At 60.7% G+C, this 16238-nt stretch carries 15 protein-coding genes and 1 pseudogene; 9 read left to right on the forward strand and 7 right to left on the reverse strand.

The window, feature by feature from the left end:
- On the reverse strand, positions 1-414 hold the full coding sequence (locus tag EKD05_RS20340) for a DUF6508 domain-containing protein (RefSeq protein ID WP_129676571.1): 414 nt from the start codon (positions 412-414) through the stop codon (positions 1-3).
- A gap of 413 nt (positions 415-827) precedes the next feature.
- Positions 828-3140 (reverse strand): 26S protease regulatory subunit, encoded by a 2313-nt coding sequence (locus EKD05_RS20345; RefSeq protein ID WP_129676573.1) that lies wholly within the window; start codon positions 3138-3140, stop codon positions 828-830.
- 298 nt (positions 3141-3438) lie between these two features.
- Between EKD05_RS20345 and EKD05_RS20350 the strand changes: the two genes are divergently transcribed.
- The 5 genes and pseudogenes from EKD05_RS20350 (at position 3439) to EKD05_RS20370 (ending at position 4903) form a co-directional block, all read left to right on the forward strand.
- Positions 3439-3681 (forward strand): hypothetical protein, encoded by a 243-nt coding sequence (locus EKD05_RS20350; protein ID WP_129676575.1) that lies wholly within the window; start codon positions 3439-3441, stop codon positions 3679-3681.
- Positions 3682-3791: 110 nt separating this feature from the next.
- Positions 3792-3956: pseudogene (locus tag EKD05_RS20355) on the forward strand (BrnT family toxin); the annotation flags it as partial.
- Positions 3931-4161, forward strand: coding sequence for a hypothetical protein (locus tag EKD05_RS20360; protein ID WP_129676577.1), 231 nt, complete (start codon positions 3931-3933; stop codon positions 4159-4161). The pseudogene EKD05_RS20355 and the gene EKD05_RS20360, both read left to right, overlap by 26 nt.
- A gap of 52 nt (positions 4162-4213) precedes the next feature.
- Positions 4214-4537 (forward strand): DUF433 domain-containing protein, encoded by a 324-nt coding sequence (locus EKD05_RS20365; RefSeq protein WP_129676615.1) that lies wholly within the window; start codon positions 4214-4216, stop codon positions 4535-4537.
- Positions 4538-4546: 9 nt separating this feature from the next.
- Positions 4547-4903: a DUF5615 family PIN-like protein gene (locus EKD05_RS20370; RefSeq protein WP_205704003.1), complete on the forward strand. Its 357-nt coding sequence runs from the start codon at positions 4547-4549 to the stop codon at positions 4901-4903.
- A gap of 347 nt (positions 4904-5250) precedes the next feature.
- Here EKD05_RS20370 and EKD05_RS20375 read toward each other — a convergent pair whose 3' ends face one another.
- From EKD05_RS20375 to EKD05_RS20390, 4 genes are all read right to left on the reverse strand, one after another.
- Positions 5251-5751 (reverse strand): hypothetical protein, encoded by a 501-nt coding sequence (locus tag EKD05_RS20375; protein WP_129676581.1) that lies wholly within the window; start codon positions 5749-5751, stop codon positions 5251-5253.
- 25 nt (positions 5752-5776) lie between these two features.
- Entirely contained in the window at positions 5777-9865 is a 4089-nt protein-coding gene (locus EKD05_RS20380) for a tetratricopeptide repeat protein (RefSeq protein ID WP_129676583.1), read from the reverse strand.
- Between the two features lie 260 nt (positions 9866-10125).
- A complete protein-coding gene (locus tag EKD05_RS26450; RefSeq protein WP_205704004.1) occupies positions 10126-12360 on the reverse strand; it encodes a type IIL restriction-modification enzyme MmeI in 2235 nt (744 codons plus the stop codon).
- Positions 12361-12509: 149 nt separating this feature from the next.
- Positions 12510-12887 carry a four helix bundle protein gene (locus EKD05_RS20390; RefSeq protein WP_205704005.1) on the reverse strand — a complete coding sequence of 126 codons (378 nt, stop codon included), beginning with the start codon at positions 12885-12887 and terminating at the stop codon, positions 12510-12512.
- Positions 12888-13041: 154 nt separating this feature from the next.
- On the opposite strand from EKD05_RS20390, the gene EKD05_RS26455 reads away from it, so the two are divergent.
- From EKD05_RS26455 to EKD05_RS26470, 4 genes are all read left to right on the forward strand, one after another.
- Positions 13042-13407 (forward strand): hypothetical protein, encoded by a 366-nt coding sequence (locus EKD05_RS26455; protein WP_205704006.1) that lies wholly within the window; start codon positions 13042-13044, stop codon positions 13405-13407.
- Positions 13408-13620: 213 nt separating this feature from the next.
- Positions 13621-14016, forward strand: coding sequence for a hypothetical protein (locus tag EKD05_RS26460; RefSeq protein WP_205704007.1), 396 nt, complete (start codon positions 13621-13623; stop codon positions 14014-14016).
- A 9-nt stretch (positions 14017-14025) separates the two neighbouring features.
- Positions 14026-14595 carry a hypothetical protein gene (locus EKD05_RS26465; RefSeq protein WP_205704008.1) on the forward strand — a complete coding sequence of 190 codons (570 nt, stop codon included), beginning with the start codon at positions 14026-14028 and terminating at the stop codon, positions 14593-14595.
- 36 nt (positions 14596-14631) lie between these two features.
- Positions 14632-14889, forward strand: coding sequence for a hypothetical protein (locus tag EKD05_RS26470; protein ID WP_205704009.1), 258 nt, complete (start codon positions 14632-14634; stop codon positions 14887-14889).
- Between the two features lie 78 nt (positions 14890-14967).
- On the opposite strand, the gene EKD05_RS20400 is transcribed toward EKD05_RS26470, so the two are convergent.
- The gene (locus EKD05_RS20400) at positions 14968-16149 is read right to left on the reverse strand and encodes a phospholipase D-like domain-containing protein (protein WP_165360854.1); all 1182 of its coding nucleotides are present in this window, start codon (positions 16147-16149) and stop codon (positions 14968-14970) included.
- Between the last annotated feature and the right edge of the window lie 89 nt (positions 16150-16238).

Below are 16238 nucleotides of genomic sequence, written 5' to 3' on the forward strand. Positions count from 1 at the left end.
TTACGTTGCGGCCATGGTCTCCCGGATCTGCTGGAGGCGTCGAAGGATTGCCGTGATCTGCCCGCTCTGGAAGCGTGCGGCAAGCGTACCTTCGGAAAAGCGGTCGGCGCGGACAGAGGCGGTCATCAACTTGCGCAGAGTATCGAGATCAGCCGTCGCTAGTGCCGCGCCGCCGTCCTCATCGTAACGCTGCGCCTCCGCAGCCCATGTCACCCAGTCAAAGGTGATCAGGAACTGCTGGTGGTACAGCACCTGGATGAACTCGGCAACTTCGGGACTCTGCGACCAGAAGGGCAAGACGCCCGGATCGGCATGCCATTCGCCAAAGATATATCCCGGCTGCGCAAAGATGGGCAAGAAGGCGAGCAGAGCATCAAGTTGCGCACGACGAAGCGGGGGAGGATGAGGTGTCATCTGATGGCGCTCCACTTACATGAGTCGGTCGGCCTGCCCTGCATAGGTATCCAGCGAGGTGCGGTGCCAGAGCGCATCGTGCAGCCACGATCCACCGAGGCCACGAGCCAAAGGTAACCATATCATAACATAAATGATCCTGTAATCATAGCTTGATCTGATAATAGACTCGGTGGTCAGGGATCGGGGATCGGGGGTCAGGGTTCGGTCGCATACCACAACTGTGCCTGTCTTACTTGCTTCTTCAACCGCCCACGTACCTGCGCCCCCCGATCCCTAAACCCTGGCCCCTAAACCCTGGCCCCTGAACCATAAACCCTGGCCCCTGGCCCCTGAACCCCGAACCCCGAACCCTAAACTCTAAACCCTTTCGCTTGAATCGTGCATGGCATATGTCCTGGGGGAATCAGTTCTTATGCATACGCCCGCGCAACCTCTTCACGAAGCCACTGGAGGTGGGGGTCATTGCCAAGCTCTAATTCGGCTTCTTCAATCCACTGCTGGGCCACATCGTAGCGAATGCTCCGAGGCCAACTCCGCATTGTCGCCAACAGGTCACTGGTCGTAAGCAAAGGGGCCTGAATTTCGGTCGCTTGGCGAATCGACGCACGGGCTGCGCTATGCACCAGCGCCTTGATATCGGCGGGGGTGTAGAGCGGGCTAGCCTGAGCGAGTTGGGCCACATCAATCTGGGCATCGGCGGCAAAGCCCTTCAGCCGTGGAGCCGTCAGGTAGTAGTGAAAGATAGCGGCACGATCCGTTTCGTCGGGAGGAAAGATGGGCAATTTCAGATCGAAACGTCCACTGCGTTGCAAGGCAACATCAATACCGCGTACGTAATTGGTGGTACCGACGACGATAACGCCATGATCCGCAATCCGACTGAGTTGTGCCAACAACTCATTGACCTGACGCTTCTCGTCAGTATGCATGTTATGCTCGCGACGCTGGGGCGCCACGGCATCCAGTTCATCAAGCACCAGCACACAGGGAGCGTGTGCCATCGCCCAATCAAAGACAGCCCGGATCTTCATGACCCCTTCCCCAAGCCACATACTGGTCATGTCACTAGGCTTCAATAAGCGACAGGGAAGGTTGGCTTGTCCGGCGATGACGTGACCAATAAGACTCTTGCCGCATCCTGGTAGGCCATAGAGCAGAACCCCATTGGCCGCGACAATACCGAACGAGGCGTACCGTTGACGATGAACTAATGGATCAAGGATGTCCTCATGGAGGCGCTGCTTAATATCTTGGTAACCCGCAATGTCATCCCACGTTAGTAGTTGACTCACTGGTGGCTCACGGCGCAAGAGAACTCCAGAGATACGCATGGGTTCAGCAAGCGGGGCACGGCCCTCTTCCAGAAATATGGGTTCACCGGTGAGGCCATCAACAAAGCCGCAGCGTACGGTTGTTGTTTTCAGCGCTTGATTGAGATTACGCGCAATCGCCGTCACTTGTTCGGTTGCGAGGGCCGCTACATCGCTAGGAACAAGCAACCAGACGGTGTTGACACTGGCCAGGTTGTCAAGTTTCTGACGCAGCTTGGCTTCAAGGGCAAAGAATGGATTCGAGCCATACAAACTCAGGCTGCGCAAGGTTTCAAGTTCGATCCAAAGCTCATTACCTACCTGGATATCTGGGCGATCACGCCGATTGTGGATATGCTGCCCATCCGCATCAAGCGGTGCGAAGACCTTTTCCACTCTGATCTGATCTGGCGGATACTGCGTCTGTAGATAGCTCAAGACAAGGCTTTTGAGGACGATATGCTCAGTACTCTCGAAACCAGAACGCAAGGCGCTATCGGAGGGCTGCAGCATCCGACGATCAAGCAGGAGATCACGGGTACGCACCGCATCAGCGAGCAGACCTGCCACACTCATCGGGGGTTGGATCCCCGGTCGAACAGCCTGCAAATGACCCGTAAAGGCGGCAAACCATTGGAGAAGTGCGGGGAGACAAGATTCACCTGATGGTTCCGCAAGCCCGCGTAACTGCGCCCCCACGTCTGGTCGCTCCTGCAGAGTCAGCGTATGGGGTACGAAACTATCCCGTAGTGTCTGCACCAGTTCATCATCCTCGAAATCTTCTGGATGTTGACGGAGCAGATAGACTGCCCCTTGACTGGGGAAGGTCTCCATCGTCTCTGTATCCATCTGTCCCAGCCCTTGCCGTAAGCGTTCACCCGAAAGAATGGTTGGTGATCGCGGTACCGACAGATCACGAAGCATCAACGCCCGACGGCCCATCATCGCGGTTCCATAGCCACAGATGAAATGAAAGAGATCGTCAGACGCCTCGACAAAGAGGCAGACCGGGCGCAGTGCCCAGATGGCGCTATGGAGGCTTAACAGGCGCAAGCGAATACGCGCATCTTCGTGCAACCCATCAAGCGTGAAAAGGTGGTACAGCGGGGAGGTAAGCGACAGCGTGGGAAGGGTTGGCGCAGCAGTTGGTTGTTGTATCACGGGCGCAGCCCGAAAGAGCACAATCTCGTCATAGACTGAAGTGCCACCGGGTAATTGAAAAGCCACGCCCCACTCCGCCAAAAGCTCGAGCACTCGTTCGAGCGACGCCTGATGGACACGGGATACTGCCTTGTAGCCAAACAACTGCATCAGATCAGGGATAGTTGTACGCCACTGGCCGCGTTTGCGCCGATCAATCTGGGCAAGCACCGTGGTACATCCAACGTCCAAGATGTCTGTTTGTTCCATCATGCACTCCTTCGTACGTGATTGGGACTGGGGTTCAGGGTTCGGGGTTCGGGGTTCGGTCGTGTACCACAATTGTGCCTGTCTCACTTGCTTCTTCAACCCCCCACGTACCTGCGCCCCCCTAAACCCTGGCCCCTGGCCCCTAAACGCTGATCCCCGACCCCTAAACCCTGACCCCTAAACCCTGACCCCTAAACCCTGACCCCCGATCCCCGACCCCCAAACGTTCTTGTGCTTCCATGCGGTCGAAGTGATACAATACGCGCAGTTGGTGCGTGAGACCAAACCAGAGGAGCCACGGATGCCACGTGTAACCCTAACCAACGACCAGGTGGTCGAACTGGTTCGCCAGTTCTCGCCAAGCCAGAAACGTGAGGTGCTACGCTCGCTCGCCAGTGACGCGCAGACCCGTCGCGCTGAGCGCATGGCATTTGCCGAGGAGCGCCTCCGTACGCTGGCAACCGCCCGTGGTCTGGTCTGGGATGATCTCGATGAGGATGCCCGTGAGACGTTCGTTGATGATCTGCTCCACGAGGATCGCTGATGGTGACCATGGGTAAGCCTCGCCACCAACATCGTTGTCGCTGCCAGTGGTACAATGATCACCATAGATCGATATACTATCATAAATCTTCCAGTTCTTGTGGTGTTATGATGAGCGATTTTCTATTTGAATGGGATCCGTTCAAGGAAAAGATAAATAGACAAAAACATGGCGTGTCTTTTGAAGAAGCATCAACCGTGTTTGATGATCCACTGGCTGTTATTTTTGATGATGAAGCACACTCGACTTATGAGCATAGAGAGATTATTATTGGAACTGGATGATCTTGCACCAGAGTATCAGTTTGACTATACAAAGGCAAAACCCAATCGTTTTGCGCGTCGGCAGGCCGATGGGAGCCTCGTTGTTGTGCTGGAACCCGATATTGCTCAGGTGTTTCATACGCCGGACGAGGTAAAAAGGGTCCTCCGTGCTCTGATCGCGACCATGCCGCCCGTCCCACCACCACCAGAACCGTGATCGATCTGCGCCACGAGGAACGCTCACCATAACCCTGGGAGGGCTGATGAACCTGAATTTGGAAAGCTACTTTGACTACCTCGCCCCCGATGATATTCGGATCAAAGGGACGCGCATCGGCATTGAGAGTGTGCTCTACGAGTATGTGCATCGGGGCCAGGCGGCTGAGGCGATTGCGGCCCACTTTCCCACCCTGAGCCTCGAACAGGTCTATGCCACCATCCTCTGGTATCTCCGTGACCGTGAGCGTCTGGATCCCTACCTCGCCGATTGGCTCGCGGCCAGTCACGCTGCGCGCGAGGCGCAGGAACTGAACCCGCCACCGATTGTGCTGAAGCTGCGTCAGCTCAAAGCTGCCCGCCAGGCGTCGTTGTAGGTTCTGCTGATGCGCTACCTGCTTGATGAACATATCGACCCGGTGCTCCGTCGTGCGTTGCTGCGTGCTGACCCAGCGCTCGAAGTGTGGATGATCGGTGATCCCGGCGCGCCGTCGCGGGGGACTCTTGACCCGGATATTCTGATCTGGTGCGAGATGAATGGCTTTTGTCTGGTTACCAATAACCGTAAATCTATGCCGCGTCACCTTGCCGATCATCTTGCCTTGGGGCAGCATATGCCTGGTATCTTCGTGGTGAACCTTGCGCTGAGTATGGGTCACCTCACTGATGAGTTGGTGCTCATTGCTGGGGTGGCTGCCGATGATGAGTTCCGTGATTTGATCGTGTATCTCCCGCTAAGTTAATCACAACAACCGCCCCTGCCCCTCCTGCTCATTTGTCGGGACTCTCGGGGTTAGGGTTCGGGGTTCAGGGTTCGGGGTTCAGGGTTCGGTCGCGTACCTGCGCCCCCCGATCCATGACCCCTGACCCCTGACCCCTGACCCCTGACCCCTAGCCCCTAGCCCCTAGCCCCTAGCCCCTAGCCCCTAGCCCCTGACCCGCAAATAGCGTAACCCTTCGCGTCTTCGCGTGAACTTCTTTGAAAAGTATTGCCCCTAACCCCCGATACCCAACCCCCCGATCCCCGATCCCCGATCCCCGATCCCCGATCCCCGATCCCCGATCCCCGACCCCCGACCCCTTTCCGCTTTCAAGAGCGCCCCGGCACCCGCGCCCGCACCACTGGCTTGGTCGCCGCCGAGACTTTCTGCTCCAACTCGGGGTCGGCGGCGAGCAAGCGGCGCAGCAATTCGTCCGGCGTAAGCTCCGGCTCGCTGACCTCGGCCTGGGCGCCCGCGACGATGACGATCACTGCGGGCGGCGCGGGTGCAGCAGGGGCAGGCGTGGCTGGCTTCGCGGCGGCGCGCTGCTTGAGTCGCTCGGCCAGCGCACCGGCAATCGGCGCAGCCACGCCGGTGATCAGTGCCAGCACGATCTCCTTGTTCGCCGCCGCGCCTTCGGCCACCTGGCGCACGATCTCGTAAACATCGCCGCCCATCGCCCCGGTGTAGGCCGGTTGCGGCTCAAGGCCCTGGGCGCGCAGGTCGGTCAAGGCCGCGTCGGCAAGCGCCGTGACCGCCGCAGGGTCGGGCCGGGCCGGGTCGGCGTCAACGAACTCGATCTGGATGGTGAGTTGCAATAATTCCGTCATCGTTTGACTCCTGGTGCGAACAAGATCAGAGGATCTGTTGCTTACGCAGTACGTAGAGTGATAGTAGTATACCTATCAAAACGCCAAAGAGGCCGCCCCAACCTTTGGCCGACGCTCCGGTGAGCCACTCGATGATGGCCCCCACGAGTGTCCCAAAAAAAACTGGGATTAACATACTGTCAATTGACCGTATCAGTAGTGCTGCAGGACGCCAGAACAGGCTGAAAAGTGCACATAGGAAAACCCCTCCAAGAATCGGGAATAATGGTAAATCTGGAATGAGCCACCTGATTGCCCAGAGCAGTGCTGTACTAAGCATGATCTGGATGATAAGTGTGCCGCCATAAACTATGGTGAGATGTAAGCTGGCAGATCTAGTGAGTGGGTGTTTGAGTGGCAGTGCTTGTCTTGAAATTTTCAAGGCTTCTCGTGCAAGCTTCCTTGATTTGCTACATTCCCCCTCAACATAACTAATCTGGCTTAGCGTAAGGAGGGAATTTGCATAATCAATCGTCTCCTGGTAGGGCGGTTGTGAGAAGAAATTGACCGCCTCTTGTGCATGTATACGGGCATTGGCGAACTCTTGTTGACGCATGGCAATCTTACTGAGCATAAGCAACAACGTCATGACTTCTTTGTTCTGTCGACCATTAATCTGCTCGATTACGGCAATAGCTTCTCTGAATAATCTATGAGCTTTAGTTAACCTCCTTTGCTGCAAGGCAAGACCTCCCATAGCAGCTAAGACCTGGGCCGTGTCTTTATGCTGGCGGCCCACGGATTGGTCGAGAACGGCGAGCGCCTCGGTCAAGTAGTTTTCGGCGTCGGCAAGCCGCCCTTGTTGTAGGGCAAGTCCGCCCAGGCCAGCTAAGACCTGGGCCATGTCTTTATGCTGGCGGCCCACGGATTGGTCGAGGATCGCCAGGGCCTCCTGGAAGAACTGGCGGGCGGCGGGGTAGTCGCCTTCGGCATCCGCGACCCTGCCCAGGGCATGCAGGGTGACCGCCGTCGAGCGGTGCTGGCGGCCCAGCACCGCCTCGTGGATCGCCAGGGCCTCCTGGAAGAACTGGCGGGCGGCGGGGTAGTCGCCTTCGTCCTGCGCGACCCGGCCCAGGGCGTGCAGGGTGCCCGCCGTGTCGCGATGCTGGCGGCCCTGCACGGCCGTGTGGATCGCCAGGGCCTCCGTGAAGAACTGGCGGGCGGCGGGGTAGTCGCCTTCGTCCTGCGCGACCCGGCCCAGTTCGTGCAGGGTGCCCGCCGTGTCGCGATGCTGGCGGCCCTGCACCGCCTCGTTGATCGCCAGGGCCTCCGTGAAGAACTGGCTGGCGGCGGGGTAGTCGCCTTCGGCCTGTGCGACCCAGCCCAGGGCGTGCAGGGTGACCGCCGTGTCGCGATGCTGGCGGCCCAGCACCGCCTGTTCAATCTCCAAGGTCTCTTGGAAATAGCGGCGGGCGGCGGGGTAGTCGCCTTCGGCCTGTGCGACGAGGCCCAATGCGAGCAGGGTGTCCGCCGTGTCGCGATGCTGGCGGCCCTGCACGGCCGTTGTGATCGCCAGGGCCTCCTGGAAGGACTGGCGAGCGGTGGGGTAATCGCCTTCGGCCTGTGCGACCCAGCCCAGGGCGTGCAGGGTGCCCGCCGTGTCGCGATGCTGGCGGCCATGCACCGCCTCGTAGATCGCCAGGGCCTCCGCCAAGTACTGGCGAGCGGCGGGGTAGTCGCCTTCGGCCTGCGCGACGAAGCCCAATTCGTGCAGGGTGACCGCAGTGTCGCGATGCTGGCGGCCCAGCACCGCCTTGTAGATCGCCAGGGCCTCCTGGAAGCACTGGCGGGCGGCGGGGTAGTCGCCTTCGGCCTGCGCGACGTTGCCCAGGGCGTGCAGGGTGACCGCCGTGTCGCGATGCTGGCGGCCATGCACCTCAATCCTGATGTCAAGTGCTTGCCGAAAATACTCACCAGCGCTGGCATAATCCTTCGCATCATAGGCGATTAGGCCCGCACTATGGAGCAGCGCCGCTCCCTCACGGTCGTGTTCGGGGGCACCAGCATCAAGAAGGTGCGTGATGTGTTCGCGGAAGAGGCTCCCCTTCAACTCGCCCTCGTCGTCAAGGCGCTGGATCGTTTGGGCAAGCCCACGAGCCGCCCGCCGCCGGTCGTTGGGTACATCCTCGCTGACGCTGTGTGCGTAGGCGATCATCAGGCGATGGAGTTGGTAGGTGTCTGCGCTGCGCTCGATCAGGCCCAGTTCGCGTAGGAGCCGCAGGGCACCCTCGCCGTGCTCGCGTTGTGATTCGTCCGCCGGATCCAGCCCCTCGGCCCGGAGCAGCACCTCAGCCGGGATGGGTTGGGGGGCGAGTTGCGCCGCCGCCAGCCAGAGCATCCGGGCGCGGGCATGCTCCGCTTGCACCCCCAGGCGTCCGTAGCTCAGCGCAAAGGAGGCGACAATGCTGGCCTGGTGGCCCTGCGGCAACCCCTCGGCCAGTTCGGGGCTCAGCGAGCGGTGTCTGATGCTTTCGGCCCGCAACTGCGCGAGGTACTCCCCCAGGGTTGCGGCACTTCTGGCCAGATAGCCGCCGCAGAGCGTTAAGGCCAGGGCGTGACCACCCAGTTCGCCCACCAACCCCGCCGCTGCCTCGGCCTCGCGTGGATCTGCCAGCATATCCTCGATAGTACAGCCCCGCTCAAGCGCCCGTGGGCCAAGCAACAGCGCCTGACTCGCCTCGTCGAGCAGGACGCCCAGCGGGAAGGGGCGCACGCTGCTGCGAGGTGCCCAACTTTGGCGGCGCGTGGTGATCAGCACCCGGCTGCCGCCACCCCGCGGCCGCCACAACTCCAGCAACGCCGGGTCCTCGAGGTTGTCGAAGATCAGCAGCCGTCGCCCCGGTGTTTCCCAGATCGCTCGCACTTGTTCCGCCTGTTGGCGCAAGCTCAGGCGTGTGGTGCGCTCGATCCGATCACTCAGCCCGTCGCTCCCGAAGCTGCGGCTCATGTTCATGAACTGCTCGTCCTGCTCAGCGTCAAATAGTTGAAGGCCGCGCTGCCCACCGCAGGCCGCGACCTGGCTCACGACACCATCAGGGTTCTCCATGCTCAGCCAGAAGATGCCGTCGGGAAAGTGTTCGCGGTAGCGATGGACAAACTCGATGGCGAGGCGGGTCTTGCCGATGCCGCCAATGCCGGCCACCGCAGGCAGCAGGGCCGCACTGGTCACGTGCTCGCCGGTCAAGGTCATTGCCAGTTGCGCTAACGCTTCTTCGCGCCCGACGAAGCCGGACATGGGCGGATGCGGCATCACGAAGGGCTGATGCACGGGGGTCCGGAGGCGGGCGCGGTCGGGGTAGTAGGCCAGGGTCGCCCCCGCCGAGCGGTCAAACCCATATTCGCCACTCTGCGCCTCGGTGAGGTCGTTCTGAAGATAGGCGTGGAGGCTCTGCCAGGTCACGCGTCCGTCATCCATGACCGCCGTACCATGCAACCCACGCAGCAGCGCCGCGCTGTACGCGGTGGTTCCGTCGCCTTCATAGGCTTTGTGCAGCGGGCTGACGGCGGCGAGGGCCTTGCGCATCGTCGCTCCTGTCGCCCCGTCGGCGCTGCGCTGGAGGTTCAGGGTCTCCTCGAGGCGCTTGACGAGATTGACGACGAGGGGATCGGGCGCGGCCTCGCTCACGGCACCGGCGAAGCAGCAATCGAGCACCAGCAACAGGCGATCAGGATCGTCGTGGCGCAGTACCGTCTCTTGGAGCCACTGCATCGAGAGGTGGGCGCTCGGGTCGTCGCGGGCGTCGCCGGGACGGAAGTTGTGGGTCACCAGGAAGACGTCGCTCCTCGAACGCCCAACCTCGACATAGCGCCCGTGACCGATGTAGTAGATCAGCAGCAACCCCGTGCGCCCGGCAGCGCGGCGGGCGTCGAAGATCGCCCTGCGCACCGCATCGGTCGTCGCCGCAGCGCCCAGCAGCGGCCCCTCGCCGTGCAGCGTAAAGCCGCATGCGGGCGCGACGAAGGCGCGAGCCACCTGCTGCGCCGTCTCCTCAGCAAAGCGCAACGGGGCCAGCCCCGTCTCTGGGCCGCCGTTCACGCCGATTACCAGGGCGATGTTAGGTGGTGGTTCGTTCATAGCTTTTTTCGCAATCAGCTTTCAGCTTTCAGCCGGGCAAGCTCGCGCAAAGCCGCAAAGTCGCAAAGCCGAACATTTTTTAACGCAAAGTCGCAGAGCCGCAAAGCCGAACATTTTTTAACGCAAAGCCGCGAAGCCGCAAAGCCGAACATTTTTTAACGCAAAGCCGCGAAGCCGCAGAGTCGCTAAGGAAGGAAGATCTCAAAACCTCTGCGCCTTCGCGCCTTTGCGTCTCTGCGTTAAAGCTGCCCGGAACCTCCTCACAACAACCGCCCCTGCCCCTCCAACTCACTCCCGCCCTGCTTCTTCCGCCCGCCCTTCGCCGATCCCCGACCCCCGGCCCCCGACCCCCGATCATGCAGCCCTGCCTCCACCTCCTCCTTATACCGCTGATGATTCAACGCCAGCAGCCGATCCAACACCACCCGCCGCGCCGCTTCGCTGATCGTGTACCGCAAGCCCTGCTTCGTCTCGTGGAAGCCGTGCCCCAGGTCGAGATCCTCCCAGCCATACGCCGCCGCCACCGCGTTGTCCATCGCGACGTGGAGCCGCCGCAACTCGGCGATGTCGGCGCTCTGCTCGTCGGGGCTGTGGAAGCGGTTGTAGGTCTTGGTGAGGCCTTCGTCGCGATCTGCCATGATCGCTTTCCTATGGGCATGGTAGGTTTCGCCTATTGAGGCTAGGGGATTGGGGTTCGGGGTTCGGGGATCGGGGTTCAGGGATCGGGGTTCGGATGCGTGCCCTCCCGATCCCTGTTCGCTGATCCCTGATCCCCGATCTGCGGTGAAGGGGAAGGTTTCGAAGCAGTCTGTCAGCGTATATCTCGTATCCATTTTCATGGTAGATGCAAACTCTCTCACCCAAGTTTTGTACAGTGAGGACTCTACAGTGCTGAAATTGCCTCCGGTGTAATCCATTAAGACATTGACTGCCACATCAAAGATAATGTCTGTAGAGAAATATACATGAGCAACATATTTTGTAACACGTGATGCTACTAAAACACTTTTCTTCTTTCTGACTATTTTATATTGCTCAACACGACCACGTTCGTGCTGCCACCAATTTTCAACAGCGGCCTTACTGTAGGTTATTTTGTCCCTTTCCGGCTTTACCTTCTCCTTCACAATCGCCATCAGGTCAGGATACGTTTCAGCCTGTTCCAACGGCCAGTCGTGAAAGTTGATCACCCAGCGGCTCGGTGATTGATCCGGGCGACTGTTGAGATCTTCGCCGTTGAGGTAGGGGAAGAGCGCCTCGGCGTTGCGTGGATCTTTGGCGATCAAGGCCTGGGCCTCTTCGGGTTCGAGGACAAAGCCCATGCCCAGCACAATCGAGCCTTGAAAGGATTTGCCCTCATTGGCCTTGAGCTTGTAAGGATTGCCGACCGCCAGACCAGGTTCGCTCAAAGAGGGCGTGATACCGCTAACGGTCGCCTCATTCAACAGATAGCTACTGCGCCACGCGCCCTTGCGTACCCAGACATGGGCCACCTCGACGGCAGCTAAACCAGGCCAGGGGCGGCTCGGTACGGCGCGGGGAATAGCAAACCCAGCGGCAACTAACTGATCCAGCCCTACCTCACGTGTATCACCTTGAGCGATGGTATTGGTGGCGATCAAGCCGGCCTGACCATGCTGCTGCAACATGCCGCCCGCCCGCAGAAAGAAGTAGGCACATAGGTCTGCCGACCCACGCTTGCCATGTGCCAAAAATTCCACAAGGTAGTCACGGTATGGAACCCCAAGCGCACCGGTGATCTTCTGCCCACCCTGGAACGGCGGGTTGCCCACAATCGCCGCAAAGCCAGCATCTCGGGTCTCGGATATCGGGTCTATCGGGTCTAGGTTCCCAACCCGAGCTGCATCCAGAACTTCGTCAAACACCCTAGCGTCTTCTTGCTCCAGACCCGAGACCCGAGACCCGAGACCCGAAAGAAACACCTCTGGAAACTCAAGGGGCCAGTGGAAGGGCTGCCGTCCCGCCAACAGCGCATCGGCCTCACGGCGCAGGGCTGCTAACTCTTCGCGGTTGGCGTCGCCCCTCGGGGCACCGGCACCACCACGCTGCACGCTCTCCCACGCCTCCGCTGCCAGCGACATACGATACTGGAACTCATCGCTCAGCTCAGCGCGGCGCTTCTTCTCGGGGTGGAGCGCGGCAGCGACGAGCAGGTCAGCGGCCAGACGCACCAGACCCAGCGCCTCCTCAGCCTCGCGCAGCCAACCCGCCTTGCGCTCGGCGTCGCGCACATCGATCACCGGCGTCTCGCGGATCTTACGGCGCAGAGCAATGGCCCGCTGCAACGCCCGGCGCAGCGGCTCGGTCAAGAACGTCGCCGTCGTCGGCCCACTCGTCTTGCCCAGCGACCAGTGCAGCAACTGATCGATGTGGGCGAGGCCCAGCAGCGAATCGCCGACGCGCAGCGCGTGGTCGAGGAACGAGAACGGTCGCCCTTTGGCAAGCGTGATCAGCCAGAGCGAGAGCTTGGCCATCTCCACCGCTAGCGGGTTCTTGTCCACCCCGTAGAGGCAGCGATCGGCAATGAGACGGCGGGCTTGGGCGAGGCGTTCCTCGGGATCTCGGGTCTCGGGTCTCGGGTCTGGAGGGCTGGTGCTCGGGGCTGGGGGCTGGGGGCTGGGGGCTAGCCCGCTCCGTCGGGTCTGGGCGACAGTGAGACGATCAGTCGGCGAAGCATCTTGCCGACTTCCTGCATAAGGTTCCAGGCCTTCTTGACCTGCTCGCGATCCACATACTCCAGCCGCACCATAATCTGGAGTTGCGTCTCCGCCTCTTGGAGCGACCCCTGGGCGATCGAGAGGTGATGGACGTACTCCTTGCGATGAATCCGGCCGTAGCCCTCGGCGATATTCGACGGGATTGAGATCGCGGCCCGGCGCATCTGACTCGTCAGCCCAAACAGCTCGGTCTTCGGCAAGTGCCTGGTCAGCAGGTAGATCTCCTCCACGAGATCCATGCTCCGCTGCCACACCTCCAGGTCGCGATACGACTGTAGCGTCATCTTCAGAACCCTCCTCCCCCAGACCCGAGCCCCCAGACCCGAGCCCCTCCTCCGCCTCCCACGCCTCCGCCAACCGCTCACTCATATACCGACAAACCTGCACTAAAAATGCGCCACTGCCCATGGCCATGTCGCATACGTGCAGAGAAAGGATGTGCTCGGCAGAACGGAGGGTCCACGCTTCGCGGGGCAGGCCTTCAGCGGGGCCATGATAGACCAGGGGATCGAGGGTGTGCTGGACGATGGGCTCGGTGAGCGAGCGGGGCGTGTAGTGGGTGCCGCTGGTGCGGCGGTCGGTGCCGCTGGTGACATAGAGGCTGCCTGTGGTGATGACGACCGGCCGCCCAAAGGTGTCGCGACGCAGCAGCCCGGCGAAGGGCCGCACCCGCTCAACCAGATCCGCATCATTGTCACAGGCAGCCCGCAAAGCGTCGAGGTCGCGGGGTTCCAGCGTGATCGCGAGCGCCTTCTCCAGCGCACTGGCGGAGCGGCCGGTTTCCTCGCGGAGGAAGGTGAGTAGGGGATCGGGGATCGGGGATCGGGGATCGGTTTCCGACGGTGCTGATGGCGCACCATCAAAGAGCGACGCCTGCGCAAGAGACGCAGCTCCCCGATCCCTGGCCCCCGATCCCCGATCCCCAAACAGCGCTTCCAGGCGCGACAACGCCACCTCCGGCTCACGATCCTTACTGCCGACCAGCCCAAGCACCGACTCAGCGGCACGCTTGGCCGTATGATCAAGCAAACCCTCGTAGACGTGGCCGATCTGCTCGATGTCGAGGGCACGGAAGGAGAGCCGCCGCGGCTCGGCGGGGCCGCCGCCAGGAACTTTCACCCGCAGGATCTGGAGTGCCTCGAGCAGGTGGAGGACGGTGCGGTTGTCGACCGACAGTGGGTGCGCAGGCACATCGATCCAGCGGGTATCTGGGGCACGTCCTTCGAGGAAGGGGAAGCGGTCGGGATCGAAGAGGTGGCCGCCATAGGCCGGCAGGCGCAGATCCTCGTGCTGCACGCCGCCAGAGACAGCGCGGAAGGTAGCCAGCAGACGGCTCCAGGCGTCATGGCGGCGCTCCAAAACCTCCTCACCGGTCTCGTCAGCGGCGGCGCGGAGCTGGGCGCGCAGGGTTGAGACGGCGTAGTGCTGGTCGTACATCGGCTTGCCGAGCAGCAGCAGATCGCGCTCCTCAGCCGAGAAGAGGAAGACCAGGCGCATCATGACCGTCAAGGCTGCCTCATAGATCGTCGCCTCAGTGACGTTGGCAAGCAGCGTGCGCCCGCCATCTTTATCAATGCGGTCGAGGGTCTGGACAAGCATCTCGACGGCCTCGCGCACCTGGTAGCCAAGCTGATCGGTCACTTCCTGCTGGTTGGCGGCGCTCTCGGTCAGCAGCGCCTCCAGGGTGTCGGGGTCGGCCACGCCGAAGAGCCGCTCGACACCGAGCAGCGAGCGGAAAGCACGCAGCGTGACCGGCTCATCAAGCCAGAGCGAGGCGTACCACGAAGCGAAGCCGGCGGTCTCACCGGGCTGGGCGTGGACAAGCATCCAGCGTTCACCATTGGTAAGCAGGCCAAGGCGCACGCCCGTGCCACGCAGCAACTCCGCCATGCGCGTGGCAGGCGACGCCTTCCAGCGGTGGTCTCTGAGCGGCTTATCGAGATCCTGGGCGGGCGGCACCACCTGCACGAGCAGGCGGGCTGGCTGCCCTGAGCGTAGAATTACTAGGTCGGGGCGCAGGATCTCGCCGTGCTCCGCCACCGTCGCCCTGATCGACTCGGGGATGGCCGGGCCGCTGGCGAGCAGATCATCAGGGAAGCCCAGCACCTCACGCAACACAAAGCGCACCCAGGCCGTGTGGATGGCCGGGTCAGGGCGCAGGCCCTGCTGGTTATTCTGCCACTCCTCCAGCGCGCGGCGCACGCCTCGGCTGACCTCGGCGTCGTGCGCGTCCAAGCCCTGGGGGAAGACGCGCAGCAGCACCGGCATGCTCAGGAACGGGCCTGAGACCTCTACCAACGAGAGCCATTCGGCGTGGTGGCGGGCGATGGACATGGGCGCTCACAATCTGTCACTGCGCAATGATTACTCAAGGGATTCGGCAGTCTGTCGTCGGAAGAAGAGCTTGGGATGTATTTTCTGTCGGAGTTCATGGAGGGTTGGTGTGTACCTTTCGGCTACTGCCTGGAATGGCGCAGGCTGGAGAATTTTTACATCTTTGTTCAGATCCTTTGCTTGTTCGGCGAAGCTGTTTCTCTCTGGGGTTTTCTCATACGATTCAAACAGATTCTGATCTTGGAGCCGTGTCTTCAGTTTACTCATCGGGTCGGGTCGCCAGCGGTCTTTCTTAGTGATGGAGAGGATATGCAGGTACTCCTTCATCGGCTCACCAACCTGTAAATCGACGCAGTAGGCAGCCTGTGTTAGCTCGGCCACATGCTCTGGATCATGCTGCTTGAGGACCGGCAACGAGCAATCAGTACGATAAAGCCACCGAGCAGATGTGATGTCCGCTTGCCCATGCGCTAGTTTGGCTATATCTGTCTGTTGAAGGCTAACTGTACGAATGGTCGCCTTATATGGGTGTATCTTGCCGCTCTGTGAGTCTCCAACCACGAGATAGACCGGGCGGTTCACATGAACCCCATCGCTATCAGTGAAATCTTCTGCATTACCCCCAAAGAGCAGCAGACGCTGATCACTCAACGCCTGTACCTGCTTACCCTCGCACTCAAAAAAGAGATGCTCAGGAACCAACCCTTGAAGCCACAGATAATAACCGGCCTGCTCGAGATCGAAAGCATCGCAGCAGCTGCGCATATACTCTAGCTCGGCAAGAGCCTCAGCGTAGAGCGGCGATTGGCGAAGAAGGTGAATGACGATCGTTGCCTCGAAGTTAAGCCCACCGATCGCGCGCTTTGTCCAGTTGTGGCTCCCGACCCAGAGCTCAGCAGTCTCATCCCTCCTATCGATGAGAAACATCTTTGGGTGTAGCAGATGCTGTGGCATATCTCGACCAGCATTGGTCACCTCGGGCTGACCTTTAAATGAGCGTAGGTGGAGGAACAGGTGCGGATCGGTGAGCGATTGACCACTGGCTTTCGCCAAGCCGGCCAGCATAGCAACACTAGTTGGCAGCGCGAAATCGATACAGAGAAAGCTATTCTCTCGACCGAGCAGCTCAGGAAACACATCTGAGACATATTGAGGCCCAACCGTCCAGTATGCGATTGCACCTCGGTAGCAGGTCGCTTCTGATAAGGACATGCGCAGACGCTCCGCGAACCGTCCCGGGTCAGTCGCCGAAGACAGAAGTGCGATGCTAAGCAGCCCTTCGCCCGCTGTCCACATGTGGT

It is taken from the genome of Candidatus Chloroploca sp. Khr17, assembly GCF_004138165.1.
Taxonomy (GTDB): Bacteria; Chloroflexota; Chloroflexia; order Chloroflexales; family Chloroflexaceae; genus Chloroploca.